Raw genomic sequence first — 12,714 nt, 5'->3', positions numbered from 1 at the left:
TCAATAGCCCTCCGCCCACCAGTCGACACCGCCGATGTTGACGTTGACGTCACCACGCGCTGCCTGAGTGGCGAAAACCGCCCCTGTCTGGGTCGGCTCGCCGATGTTCTCGATCCACAGGTCGGCGGTCGTCCTGTAGGTCGCATTCCAGACCTGCGCGCCGCGCGCCACACAGGCGTTCGGGAAAGGGCGTGGCCAGACGATGTTGAACTGGGTTTCCGAACTGATCGACCCGCGCAGCTTGCCAGTCATCCGGAGCAGCCCACCCGGCAGCTGCTGCACCGTATGGGTGCTGGTCAGCTCGTTGAAGGGGCCGCCGAACAGCGGCACGAGCGCCTCGTAGGCCAGCGTCTTCACGCGGACGTTTATCATCTCGACAGTACCGTCTTCGGCGATCGAGAAGGGGGAGAAAGGTTGCCCCCCGTTCGGGTTCACGATCTGGAAGACATCGGCGTAGATCGTGTAGGTGCCGACCTCGCCCGTCAGCGTGTTCACCGTGCCGGTGATCGCGCCGTCCAGATTGAGGACATTCATCGAGCGCAGCGTGGCGCCGCTCGCATCAAACAGGATCTCGTCGATCTTGGTTATGGAAGCGTCGTGCTCACTCGACGACTGCTCCAGCGATTCCACAACGGTGGTCAGCAGGCGATCGGCATCGATGTACACGCCAGCCGCGTTGAGGATCAGACCATTGCCCGCCGTGTTCTTGGCGGCGAGCATCGAGAAATCCTGCGCGAAGCTGGTGAAGCCGTCGGTCACCTGCTCCTGCACCCTCGTCATGACGGTGCCGATCGCCTCGCCATTGATGAAGGTGCGAACGTCAACGAGCGCCGCCAAGGCATCCGTGCGCAGGACACCGCCAAGGAAGTTAGAACCGTTGAGGACGGTGAGCCGGTTGATCTCCTCTGCCAAACGATCGCCGACCGGCGTCCCGTTGGGCGCGCCGACCGTGGCGCCGTCCTGCGGTCGCGGACGGCTCGGATCGTTATCCTCGACCGCGGTCCATAATGCCGTCTCGGCCGCCTCGCCGATCGCGAGGATCAGCGGGTTGTTGCCCTTGTCGTAGATGATCGGGTCGGCCGCAAGCACCGGCGCCGCGTCGCTGGCATCCCAGGCATAGATCGCCTGGTGCTCGACCGTCAGCGTCATCACGCACGTGCTACCCTGCCCCTGCTCCTGATCTGCGACCCGGAACAGCGCGCGGCGGAAGCCGAGCGGCGCAAAGGTGAACGGCACGACGTCGCCGACGCCATACTTCCACGCGCGCATGTCGAAGGGCGCAGTGAAAGCGCGCTGGTACTGCTTGCGCTGCAGCACCTGCGACGCGACCCGCTGCGCCTGGCTCGGGCTCTCCACCACGCCGAGATCCAGCGTGGCGATGCGGTCCTGCCCGTCCGGGCTGGCGATCCGCACCTCGGGATAGTCGATCAGCTGGTAGAGCGACGCCGCGGTCGCATCGACGTAGCGGCCGCGGATAACGTTGGGCGTCGCCTCGAGCGACGGATCGGGATCCCAGGTGAACGGGCCGACCACGTCGTCTTCGTTCAGCCCGTCGTCTGCCGCCGCGGCCGCCAGGTCGTTGTGCGCGATCGCCAGCTCGAGCTTGCCGTTGGTGTCGCGGAACCGGCCGCAGCAGGCGGCACAGAGCATGTCGAGGACGGTCTTGGGATCGTCGCCCTCGGAGATTACGCCGGCGCCGTGGTATCGCGGCTCCTGCCCGCCGGCCGAGCGGTTGACCAGCTCGTCGCACAGATTGGCTGCGACCTGGAACGACGGCAGGCCGATCCGCCGCCCGGGCACGCCGGAGCCGGTCGCGAGCCGCATTTCGCCAGTGACGGGGTTGCGGATCCGCCAGCCTAGCACGACGCGCAGGATCTGCAGCGCAAGGTTCTCGCCGATGACAACGCCGTCGTCCGCCCGATAGCGCCAGGTCGACTGGTCGTTCCAGCGCATCGGGCCCGAGCCGCCCGGCACCGTCGAGTCACGGCGCGGATCGTAGAGCTTCGCACCGCGGCCGATGATCGTCAGGCGGGTCGAGATCCCGTTTGCGAAAGGGCTGGTCGCCTTCTTGCCGTTAGGAGAGGTTTTGAAGCGGAGCCGTAGATAGGCGCAGCCCGTCAGCCGGGTGGATCCGTTCCACTTTCCCGAGCCGAAGGTGAAGGCGTTGGCCGGCGAACCTTCGAGAATGATGTTGGGGACGCTGAAGTAGCCGGCGAACTTGGCCGACACGCCGCGGCTGGCCGCCCACGCCAGCTCCTGGTCGATCCAGATCTCTTCGACGCCGTCGATCGCGTGGCTCGCGAGGCAGATGATCCAGTCGCAATATTCCTGGTCTTTGCCCGACCATTCTTCGTAGCGAATGTCGGTCGCCATCGCCGTCTGGCCGAGCACCGTCTTGCGGAAGGCACGCGGATCGACCGAAGCGATCAGGCGCTGCGCCTGCGATCCGGGAACCGAAGGGCCTTTCTGCAGCAAGCCAGCAGCGAGGGTGAGCCCCGACGAGGCGAGAAACAGCGCACCCGTCGAGATGCCGGCCACGCTCAGCGCCGCGATGCTTCCGAAAGCCACGGCGCCAACGCCGGTCGCGATCAGCGCCGCGGCGCCGACGATCATGCCGACCGTCTTGAGTGCCTTTGCCACGGCCTAGAACCCGTAGGCCACGCGCCAGGCGCGCGGCTCCACCCACGCGCGGCGATCGATCCGGACCAGCCCCTCGCGGTCGCCTTCGGACCCGACCGCGAACAGGAACGGTCCCCAGCAGATGCCGAGCAAGCCGCTGGACATCACGATGTCGCCGCGCTGGGCCAGCGCGGCCGGCACCGGCTCGAACTTGCCGTCCAGCGTTGCTGCCAGATCGCCGCGGCCGAAGCGGCGCAGTGCGCGCGCAGAGCCGATCGCGGTCGTGTAGCGCCCGCGGAACTCCGGCATCGGGTCGACGCCCGTCATCGCCTCGACGGCGCCGGCCGCAAAGATGCAGCAGTCGTGCTTGCCCCAGGCGAACGGACGCAGGCGAAGAGGTTCGAGATACGCGGCGAGCCGCGCATCCCAATCGGGATAGCGATGCATGGGCGTTCCTCGTTAGGTGCGACGGCTCGCGCCGTTGGCGATCGCGATGGCGACCTCGGCCGAGCGGTCGCCCGGGTCGAAGCTGCTCTGGTCGATGTACGTCCGGTTCGACGCCTGGCCGAAGAAGGCCAGGTATGATTCAACGCTGAGCTGGATCGTCTGCGACGTTCGATCGCCGACCACCCGTGGCACCGACATATAGCCGGTGTAGTAGCTCCACAGCGCCCCGATCTGCGTCAGGTTCTCCGGGTGGAGCATCCCGCGCCAGAGCCGGCAGTCGCGACCGACGAAGTTCGCGCGATCGCCGAGCTGCGTCATCAGTTCGTCGTCGACGCCGGCAAGGCCCGACAGGGTCAGCGTCAGCGTGTCGCTGCCCCCTTCGGCCGCCTTCACCGATCCGACCGCCACCATGCGCGGATCCACGGCCGTGAAGGTGAAGCCGTCGAGATCCTCGTCGCCGGTGCCGCTGAAGGTGAAATTGTACGGGGCGTTGGTGACCCGCACCGGCCCATCAGCCAGATCGAGGAAGCAGAACGTCACGGAACGGCGCACGTCCGCGGCGAGCGCGGCGAGCGCTGCCTGGTCGGGGCGGCTCTGCATCAGAACGCCTCTTCGCAAGCGAACGACACGGCATAGTTCTGCCCGATGCCGACCGACCAGCCGTTGCGCGGGTCGGACATCGCCATCACCGCATATGGGCGCCGGACCTCAAGAAGCGCGCCGTTCGCCGGCGTAAGGCGCAGGTACGGCTTGATCGACAGCACCGCCCTGCCCATCGCGTCGGCGATCACCGGTGCGCGGAGCATCAGCAGCTGATCGCCGACCGTCACGAACTGCCCGCGCTTGAGCTTCTGCCCTGCGGCGCCCCAACCCCGGGTGGCGAGCTGCAGCCCGCCCTGGCCGGCGCCGTCGACGCTCACCGCGATGCCGGCCGGCAGCTGGTCGCGCTCGACGGCCACCAGGCGGAAGCTGTTCGCGACGCCGTCCAGGTCGACCAGGAACGCACGCCAGTCGAGGACGCGTTCCTCTCCCAGGATTGGCGGGAGCGTCACCTGAGCGAACCAGCGCGGGGCCGCGGACAGGAGCGCCACACGGCGCTTGGCGGTGAATTCGCCCCGGTTGACCTGCGCGGGCTGGTCGATTGCCCAGTCAATCTTCGCTGGTACCGGCGCGGCCGGGAACGGGATCAGCATCAGCCCCACCCTCCTGGCAAGCCCGGACGTTGCAGACGCCGGATCGTGCGCGCCTGTGCGCCGGCCATGATCGGCTCGGCCGCGGTGCCGACGGTGGAAACCGCCACGCTCTGCATCTTCACTTCGAGCTCGGGGGCGGCGTCGATCGTCGCGTTGAGGTCGACCGCGATCCGCTGCGGCCGGCCGCTGAGGCCGCTGAGGCTCGGCAAGCTCGGCGCAACAACGCTGGGCAGCTTCGGTGAGCCGACAATTCCGCCGGTCGCCAAGCCGGGCACCCTGCCCTTGTTCATCGCGTCGATGATCGGCCAGTATTTGGCGGTCGCTGCGGCCGTGACGATTGACTCGCCGTTCGACACCATCAACGGCTTCTCACCGTCGATCAGAGCAAGGATGCTGTCCGACGTCCCTGTGCCCGGACCCGAGATCTTGCCCCCGGTCGCCCGGCCTTCGATTTTCCCGCCGGTAGCCATTCCGAAGAAGCTGCCGCCGATCGCCGAGACGATCGCCTTCCTGATGGCAATGCGCGCGAGATCCGCGATGATCGACGTCGCCATCTTCTTGAAGGCCGAGCCAACGCTTTCCGTACCGCTGACGATCGCAACCAGTCCGCTCTCGAGACTGTCCAGACCGTCAACCGCAACGCCCTGCAGCGCTTCGTTTGTGTCTCCAACGGTACGGCGCAGACGCTCACGATATTGATCGAGCGGGCCGGCATTGTTTCGGTCGACGCTTTGCTGGTCGGCCGCCTGCAGCCGGCCGAGCAGCGCCAATCGTTGCTGGGCTATTTTCTTCTGCGCCTCAGTCGAGTCGCGCGACGCGATCACGCCTTCTTCTTTTGCGCGCTCTTCCTCGTATTGAATGTTGAGAATGCGTTGTTCGAGATCCCGGCGCTCGCTGGCGGTCGTGACCAGGTCGCTCTGCCGCTGCAGCAGCTCGACCTCGTTGGACCGGTTGGCCGACGCGATGTTGAGCGCCTCGTCCGCCTCGCGCTGACGCTCCCTGGCATCAACGACGTCGGTCTCCAGCTTCGCGCGTTCGTCGTTCAGGCGCTGCAGCTCGAGCTTGCGGGTTTCCGCAACCTTGCCATCTCCGAGGCCGCCCTGCTTCGCCTGCTGCGCAATCCCGTTGTTGCGGTTCAGACGCTCGGCGTCGATCCGATCTTTTTCAATCTTGGCCCGCTCGATAGCGGAGTTGGTCAGATCGGCGCGGGCAGCGGCTATATCGTTGTTCGCCTGGCGCTCGGCCGCGCTGTAGGCTCGCTCGTCTGCCGCGGCGTCGCGGACCTCGGCCTTTGCCTTGCGATCTGCCGCTGCGGCCTCGCGATCGGCCTTGCGCTGGGCCGCGGCGCCGGTCTTGGCGTCACGGTCGCCCTGCGCGCCGGCCGAGGCGTTGCGGAACGAACCTGCATCTGCCGTGGCGGCCTGCTGAGCGGCCTCGGGCGACAGGCCATCCTTGCGGTACTTTTTGTACTGCGTCAGCTCGAACTTCTGCGCCTGCAGCGTGTCGATCTGGCTCCGATGGCCGCGCTCGCGTGCGATGGTCAGGTCACGCGTGACGCGCGCCAGCTCACCCTCGATGTCGCGGCCTCCGTTGCGATCGCTCTCCCGGATACGGGCATCCAGCGGGATCAGCGCTGCGCGCTGAGCCGCGCGAGCGGCCTCTCCCTGCTTCGCCCGGCTCTCCGCTATAATGCGGGCGTCCGCCGCGTTCGCGCGCTGATCTGCTGTGCTTAGGACCGCATACCCGGCGCTACCGAACGTCGACGATACACGCGGGCGTCGCCCGTCAATTCGCGTCTGTGCCTCATTCGCTCGCTTCTCAGCTGCGACCGACTCGGTCGTGAACTGTAGGATCTGCTCGCGACGACGCGCCACGGCCAACTGGCGCAGCTTCTCTGCCGCTTCTCCCACCGCGCCCGCGAAGGAAAGCATTTTGCCGGTCGCGCTGGTCGCCGAGGATCCCGCCTGCGCAATGCCTGACGCAGCAGCAGCGCCGGTGCTCGCCAGCTCCGCCAAGCCCTGGTTCAGGCGACGGCTGGCCTCAGCCGTTTCGCGCATCGCCACGACCGTTGCCTTGTTCCGCTCCTCGGCCGCGACCGAAGCATTCCGATAGAGAACCATGGCGCCAACCAGCGCGCCGATCGCCAGCACCGCCGCCCCGCCGGCAACCGATCCACCAATCAGGGTCAAACCGCCCGCGAAAAGGCGTGACGCGGCCGCGCCGGCGCGTGCCGCGAGCGTTGCCCGGGTGGTTGCAGCAGCTGCGAGGTTGGTCGCGGCCGTTGACCGGGCCTGAGCGCCGGCAAGGCTGCCCTCGGCGACGGCCAGCTCGCCATCCACCGCAGCAAGCCGCTGGCGGGCCGCGGCGAGGCGCTGGGTGGCAAAGGTGGCGTCATTGTTCGCCTTCGCCTGCGCCGCGAGTGCGGCATTGCGGCCGTTCAGCCCGCCCTGCGTCAGCGAAACAGCGGCCGCCCGGGCCGCGGCTTGCCGTTCAGCGACCAGCGCGCGCTCCGCTGCGATCTGCTCGGCGAGCGCGATCTGCTCGGCCCGGCGAGCAGCAATGGTGCTCTCGATCGACGCAACCTCGGTCGCCGCGCCGGCTGCGGCCAGCTCCGCCGAGCGCGCGGCCAGCTGGGCGCGGCTGACATAGGTCGCGTTCCCGAGCACGATCTGCTGTGCCAGCGCCCGATCGGTCTGCATCACGGTCGCGAGCACGGCCGAGACACCGCCGACCGCCAGGCCGGCAGCCTTCACGGTGCCGAACGTAACGGCGATCGTCGTCAGCGCCGGAATGATAGTGTCGAGGTTGTTGGAAAGCGTCTCGATGCCGCCTGCGATCCGGGCGGTTGCGCTGAGGCTGGCATCGGTCTCCCCGATATACTTGCCCAGGGCGTTGTTCAGGACGGTGAACGAATTGCCGATCGTCAGGTTTGCTTTCGCGGCCTGCGCTTCAAGCTGCTTCGAACCGTCCAGGAAGCCCTGGAAGAAGTCCTTCGATGTCAGGGTGCCGGCGATCACGTCCTCGCGGAGTGCCGAGACCGACCCCTTGTACTTGTCGATACCGTTGGCGACCGCCTGCAGGATCGGCCGCGCGCCCTCGTTGATGCTGTTGAATTCCTCCGCGCGCACATACGTGCCGCCCAGCGCCTGGGTGAGCTGCAGCAGCGCGCCGGCGCTGGACGCCGCGTCACCACCTTGCACCTTCAGCCCGGCGCCAACGCCGCTCACAAAGCGGAGAAGATCGGCTTGGCTGGCGCCCAGCTCCTTCGCGCCCTGGCTCAAGCGGCCATACAGCGCGCCCGTGCTTTCGAGCTGGATGCCGTAGCGCTGCGCGATCGCATACAGGTCGTTCTGCGTCTTGCCGAGCGCCTGCCCTTCTAGGCCCGCGACCTTCAGCTGGTTGGTGAACCGCGTATAGCCGTCGGCATAGTCCTTCAGCTGGTCGGCGCTGAACGCAGAAGCGATGCCGGCAGCGGAGCCAAGCAGCGCCGCCTTCATGCCTTCGGCCGATCGCCGCACGCTTGCTTCGGTCTGCGCCACGGACGCGCCGATCGACGAAATCTGCCGCTTGGTGGCCGCGATCGAGGTGTTGAGATTGGTCAGCGGGCGGCCGACCTCGCCGAAGCGGCGATCAAGGCCGTCGAGGCGCCGCTGCGTATCGCCGGCGAACTGGTCGACCCGGGCCTGTCCAGCCGTGAGATTACGGCGCAGCAGCTCGACCGACGCATCCACCTGGAGCAGCAGTTGCTTGACGTCGGTCGGAGCTGCCATGCTTCACTCCTCGCTGGGCGTGTTCATCGCCTTCCAGGCCTCGAAAGCGGCCCAGAATTCATGCGGTGTCGCGTGCCAGAATTGCCCTGCCGCCCACCCGAGTGCGGTCGAGGCGATGCCTGCTATTCGACGGCGGGGATCTCGGGGATCGTCGTCTCCGCCGCCTTCGCTTCCCCCGAGGGCAGGCAACCCCCGGTCAGCGCCAGGCCGAGCACCAAGGCGATACGCGGCTGTACCGCCATCACGCCGACCGGGTACAGCAGCTCGCCGATCGTATCGACGTTCGCGCCGCGCGCCGAGCTGGCGATCGCCTTGTCCGCGGCCGATGCATATTCGTCGACGACCAGGCCACGCCCCCAAGCGCGGACCAGCTCGGTCACGACGATCGCCTGCGTTTCCTGGCTGAGCGCGCCGGCCTCGGCGAGCTGCGCCAGCTGCATCAGCGGCGCGCCGGTCTTCTTCTCCATCGCGACGATCGCGGTGTAGGAGGGGCGGAGCACAAAGCGCTGCCCCTCCAGCACCAGGTCGACCTCGCCGCGGATCTCGTTCGCGGCGTCCATGGCTTAGCCCAGGATATCCTTGACCGGCGCGGCCGCGGCGCTGAACTCGATCTTCGCCTTCACGGCATCGTTCTGACCAAATTCGGTCGAGGTGATGTTGCCGTAGACCGAACCTTCGAAGACGACGTCGCCGACAGCGCCGGTCGCGCCACCCTTGCGGATCTGGACCATGAAAGGCACCGCCGGGGCGGCATTGCACAAGCTTTCCAGGCGAGTGTAGCCAGTCGCGTCCGGCAGGTTCGGCAGCATATCGAGCGAGATCTTCAGCGACTTGAGCCCCGGCGCCGAGGTGCCGTAGCCGGAATCGTCCTTGGTGGACGTATCGATCGAACCCGCATCGCGGCTGATCGAGAGGGCCTGCTGACCCTTGACGAGGTTATAGGTGCCCGCGGTCGCGCTATCGACCCAGAGCAGGTAATCGTTGCCAAGCTTCTTCGCCATCGTGCTTCTCCCATGTGAAAAGCCCCGCTGGCGAGGCGGGGCGAGGTTTGATGAAAGGGGGAGCCCTCAGCTGTTGCTGAAGGCGAGGATCGTCAGGATCGTGGTGCCGACGTAGCCGGAGCCGTCCTCGGCCAGCTCGGCCGCGCTGCTGGCGACCGAATAGTGCAGGTTCCAGTCGTCGGTTGCGATCGTCACGCCGGCGAGCAGCGCCTCGACCTCATCCTGTATGTCGGTACAGGGCCCGCGCTCGTCGCCCTCGACCTGAATGCCGATCACCAGCGTGATGCGCCGATCGGGATCGTCGGCGCCGGCGAACGGAACACTGAGCAATTCGCCGATGATCACGACGGGCAGCGGCTGGTCGTCCGGCACGTCCTGGAACACGGCCGCCCCGGTCACGCCGGCATCAAGCGCTTTGAAGGTTTCGGCCTCGACCGCGGCGGTGGCCTTAATCACGGCCGCCATCCCCGATACGCTTCAAAGCGCGATCAAAGACGTGGTTGGCACGCCGATTAATCAGGTCGCGCAGCTCGCGATATCGGCCGCTCACGAAGTTGTCGCCCTGACGAGCGCGAACCTTCATCGGCTTGCCGGTGCGCGGGCCGCGCTTGATGGTGACGGTCTGGGCCTTCCGGCCCTTGTCGAGGATGAAGCCGTAGAACAGCTTGGCGCGACCGCGCGGCGTGCCGAGGAGGCCGACCTGCAGGCGGAGCGTCTTTGGCAAAACTTTGTACTTCACGCCCGCGGCGAGCTTGCCGGTCTTCCGCCGGGCACGCGCCTGCATCGCTGCCCGGATCTTCTGACCGCCTTCGTCGAGCACGCCGACGATCTCGGCCGATACGGCTTCGGGCAGCTTCTTCAGCCGCTGGCGGAATGCGCGAGCGCCCCGAACCTTGCTCATTTGCCGTTCGCCCCGCTCTCGCAGGTCATCACCAGGCCGTCGCCGGCATCGTTCGGCGCGGCCGAGATGATGTCCATCACGATCGCTCCCCACACGAGCCGGTTCTTCGGCGTGATGCCGTCGCGGTATCGGATCGTCACGCGCCAGAGCTGGACGGCACGATTGATGTTCTCGCGAACGGCCTCCTGGCCTCGCAGTGCCACGATCTCGGCCCAGGGCTCGGCAACGTCGCGCCAACCACCGCTTGCCGGGTTCGGCCGGCGCCCGCCGGCGCCGTTGTCGATCTTGTCCGGCTCCTGCAGCACCACCTGGTGCTTGAGCCGGCGTGAATCGAGCGCGCTCACCCGTAGATCCGGTCATTCACGACCAGGCCCTCGATATCGACGGCGCGATCGTCGAACTTGCCGCGCATCAGGGCGAACATGGCCCACCGCAGGTTTTCCGGCACCGATGCGCCGGTCGGCCCGTAGCCAACCTTCAGATCGACCACGATCGGCCCGCGGGTATGCGCTGGCCAGCTATAACCCGGAACAAGATCGATGCCGCGCTCGAGGCCAGCGCCCGTCAGGTAGACGGTTTCGAGATCGACCGACTTCCGCTCCGCGCCGTCCAGGTAGGTGATATCGACGATCGCCATCACCGGTCCGACTGGCAGCACTGCCAGATCCGAAAAGCGGAAGGCACGGATGCGGACGGTCTGCTCAATCAGGCGCTGACCGGTGGTCTGCTCGAGATCCCGGCGCGCCGCACCGATCAACATGCGGATGTCATCGTCCTGCGCCGTGCCGTCGACACGCAGGAACCGCTTCGCCGAACCAAGCTCAATCGGTTCGACCGCCGGTTCGCTGATCGTGGCGAGCGGACCAAGCATGTCAGATGCGCTCCGCAAAGTCGGCATCGAGGAGGCGCTGCGCCTCGTCTGCATCGATGTCGGTGCCGATCGTCAGCTCCTGGCCGCGAGCACGCGAAACAGCCGGACCTTCCTGGCCGACCAGCATGCGGATGGCTTCCGCTCCGATCACGGGTGCGGCGACCGGGGGAGCGGCTGCAGTCATAGGCGCGTCGGTTGGGGGAACAGCTTCGGATGCGGGCGCGTCGACCGGAGAAGCGGTTTCGGTCGCAGGCGCGTAGATCGGAGGAGCGGCTTCGGTCGCGGGCGCATCGGACGGGGCCGCGGCTTCGGTCGCGGGCGCGTCGGCCGGAGGAACAGCTTCGGATGCGGGCGCGTCGACCGGAGAAGCGGCTTCGGATGCGGGCGCGTCGGCCGAGGGAGCGGCTTCGGTCGCGGGCGCGTCTGGCGCAGGCGCTGCGGCTGCCGCGGCGATCGCGCGCATGGTCTTCCGGGTGGTTGGGGCTTTCGCCATGTCGGGATCTCCTCAGTAAGAGGCAGGCGCACCTGCCGCTGACAGAAGAGGCGGGCCATTGGCGGCCCGCCTCCCTTGCTCGATCAGGCCTGCTGGAGGTGCTTGACCGCGTTGGCGTCGATCAGCTTGCCGTCGTAGCGGATCACGCCCGCCATCCCGACCTTCGGCCAGAAGCGCTCGCGCACGGTGCCGATCAGCGGCGAGCCGACTTTGCGGACGGTGTAGCGGCTATGGTCGCCGAACAGCACCGAGCGGGCGCCGGTGGCGATCGCCGGCACGTCGTCGTTCACCGAATAGGGCTTGCCGAGCAGGACGTCGGGCGCGTTGGCGCGCACATCGCCCATCTGCCACAGGTAGTTGCCCTGGCCGTCCTTCAGCTTGCGAACCACCGCCAGCGTGGTGTCGGCGAACTGCCAGCGACACTGCGGGCTGCGGCGATAGGCCTGATTGACCGAGTGCTGCAGGTCGATCAGCTCGTCTGCCGCGATCGCCGCGGCCGAGGCGGCGAGCTTGCCGCGGGTCGAGGCGCCGACGATGCCCTGCGGCTCGTTCACGCCGGTGCCGATCGTCAACTTGCCGTTCGCGCCGCGGCCGAGGCGCTCACCCAGCTTGCGTGCGATGAACTGTTCGACGTTGAAGGCCGAGTCCTGCAGCAGCTCGAAGCTGATCTGCAGCCACGGCGTCGCGAACACATAGGCGCCGATCGACGTGTTGCCGAACACCAGATCGCCCGAACCGTCGTCGGTCAGGTTGGCAGCCTCTGCCAGCGGCGCGCTGCCCTTGGTCGTGTCGTCGTTGGTCGGCACGTCATAGGGGTTGCCCGAGCTGGTGATCATCTCGTCCGTGACGGTCGGATCATACATGGGGCCCCAGTCACGCATGACCTCGACGATCCGTGCGGCAAGGGTGCGCGGCACCGTGAAGCCGCCGGCGGCCGGGGTGCCGGCGGTCTGCGCGCGGTTTTCCACATAACCACGACGCAGAGCCGAGCGCTGTTCGTTGCTGAGCTGCGACACGTCGCCGCCGACCGCGAGCATCCCGAAGAACGCGTCGCGATATTCGGTCTGGACGCGCTCGACGTCCTCGCCCTCGCCGCCGCGGTTCTCACCATCGTGGCCGCGCACCTCAAGATCGCCACCGTTCGGACGCCGGCCTTCGCGCAGCTCCAGGTCACGCGCCTCAGCACGCGCCATGCGCTCTTCACGCTCGATCTTCCGGTCGAGCGCGTCCAGCTCGCCCATGATGGTGTCGTGGCGCGCTTCCAGCTCGGCGGTGCGCGCTTCGTCGGTGTTTGCGGTGATCTCGCCGAGCGCGGCGCGAGCCTGCGTGACAAGGGTGCCGCGCTGCTCATGCAGCTGGGTCAAAGTGATCATCGATGTCTCCGGGGTTCAGGGGATGGCGTCGGTTTGAAGCGCCGAC

Annotated in this window: 13 protein-coding genes; all 13 read right to left on the bottom strand. The window is 67.4% G+C overall.

Annotated features, from left to right (window positions below; all coding sequences use genetic code 11):
- Positions 1-2,640 carry a gp53-like domain-containing protein gene (locus XM50_RS14435; RefSeq protein ID WP_046410458.1) on the bottom strand — a complete coding sequence of 880 codons (2,640 nt, stop codon included), beginning with the start codon at positions 2,638-2,640 and terminating at the stop codon, positions 1-3.
- A gap of 3 nt (positions 2,641-2,643) precedes the next feature.
- The gene (locus tag XM50_RS14430) at positions 2,644-3,066 is read right to left on the bottom strand and encodes a DUF6950 family protein (RefSeq protein ID WP_046410457.1); all 423 of its coding nucleotides are present in this window, start codon (positions 3,064-3,066) and stop codon (positions 2,644-2,646) included.
- A 12-nt stretch (positions 3,067-3,078) separates the two neighbouring features.
- Positions 3,079-3,666 (bottom strand): hypothetical protein, encoded by a 588-nt coding sequence (locus tag XM50_RS14425; RefSeq protein WP_046410456.1) that lies wholly within the window; start codon positions 3,664-3,666, stop codon positions 3,079-3,081.
- Complete coding sequence (locus XM50_RS19245) at positions 3,666-4,259, bottom strand: hypothetical protein (RefSeq protein WP_156167267.1); 594 nt, start codon at positions 4,257-4,259, stop codon at positions 3,666-3,668. The genes XM50_RS14425 and XM50_RS19245 overlap by 1 nt, the downstream gene beginning before the upstream one ends.
- Positions 4,259-7,756, bottom strand: coding sequence for a tape measure protein (locus XM50_RS14415; RefSeq protein WP_231622030.1), 3,498 nt, complete (start codon positions 7,754-7,756; stop codon positions 4,259-4,261). The genes XM50_RS19245 and XM50_RS14415 overlap by 1 nt, the downstream gene beginning before the upstream one ends.
- A gap of 395 nt (positions 7,757-8,151) precedes the next feature.
- On the bottom strand, positions 8,152-8,589 hold the full coding sequence (locus XM50_RS14410) for a GTA-gp10 family protein (RefSeq protein WP_046410452.1): 438 nt from the start codon (positions 8,587-8,589) through the stop codon (positions 8,152-8,154).
- Between the two features lie 3 nt (positions 8,590-8,592).
- Positions 8,593-9,030 (bottom strand): phage tail tube protein, encoded by a 438-nt coding sequence (locus XM50_RS14405; protein ID WP_046410451.1) that lies wholly within the window; start codon positions 9,028-9,030, stop codon positions 8,593-8,595.
- A 66-nt stretch (positions 9,031-9,096) separates the two neighbouring features.
- Entirely contained in the window at positions 9,097-9,486 is a 390-nt protein-coding gene (locus tag XM50_RS14400) for a hypothetical protein (protein WP_197075561.1), read from the bottom strand.
- Entirely contained in the window at positions 9,479-9,931 is a 453-nt protein-coding gene (locus XM50_RS14395) for an HK97 gp10 family phage protein (protein ID WP_046410449.1), read from the bottom strand. Before XM50_RS14395 ends, XM50_RS14400 begins: the two co-directional genes overlap by 8 nt.
- A complete protein-coding gene (locus tag XM50_RS14390) occupies positions 9,928-10,275 on the bottom strand; it encodes a head-tail adaptor protein (RefSeq protein WP_052742587.1) in 348 nt (115 codons plus the stop codon). Before XM50_RS14390 ends, XM50_RS14395 begins: the two co-directional genes overlap by 4 nt.
- The gene (locus tag XM50_RS14385) at positions 10,272-10,802 is read right to left on the bottom strand and encodes a head-tail connector protein (RefSeq protein ID WP_046410448.1); all 531 of its coding nucleotides are present in this window, start codon (positions 10,800-10,802) and stop codon (positions 10,272-10,274) included. Before XM50_RS14385 ends, XM50_RS14390 begins: the two co-directional genes overlap by 4 nt.
- 1 nt (position 10,803) lies before the next feature.
- Complete coding sequence (locus XM50_RS19240) at positions 10,804-11,265, bottom strand: hypothetical protein (protein WP_156167266.1); 462 nt, start codon at positions 11,263-11,265, stop codon at positions 10,804-10,806.
- A 113-nt stretch (positions 11,266-11,378) separates the two neighbouring features.
- Entirely contained in the window at positions 11,379-12,668 is a 1,290-nt protein-coding gene (locus XM50_RS14375) for a phage major capsid protein (protein WP_046410447.1), read from the bottom strand.
- Between the last annotated feature and the right edge of the window lie 46 nt (positions 12,669-12,714).

It is taken from the genome of Sphingomonas sp. Ag1, from assembly GCF_000980895.1.
Lineage (GTDB): Bacteria > Pseudomonadota > Alphaproteobacteria > Sphingomonadales > Sphingomonadaceae > Sphingomonas > Sphingomonas panaciterrae.
This window is presented reverse-complemented; position numbering and strand designations above follow the sequence as displayed.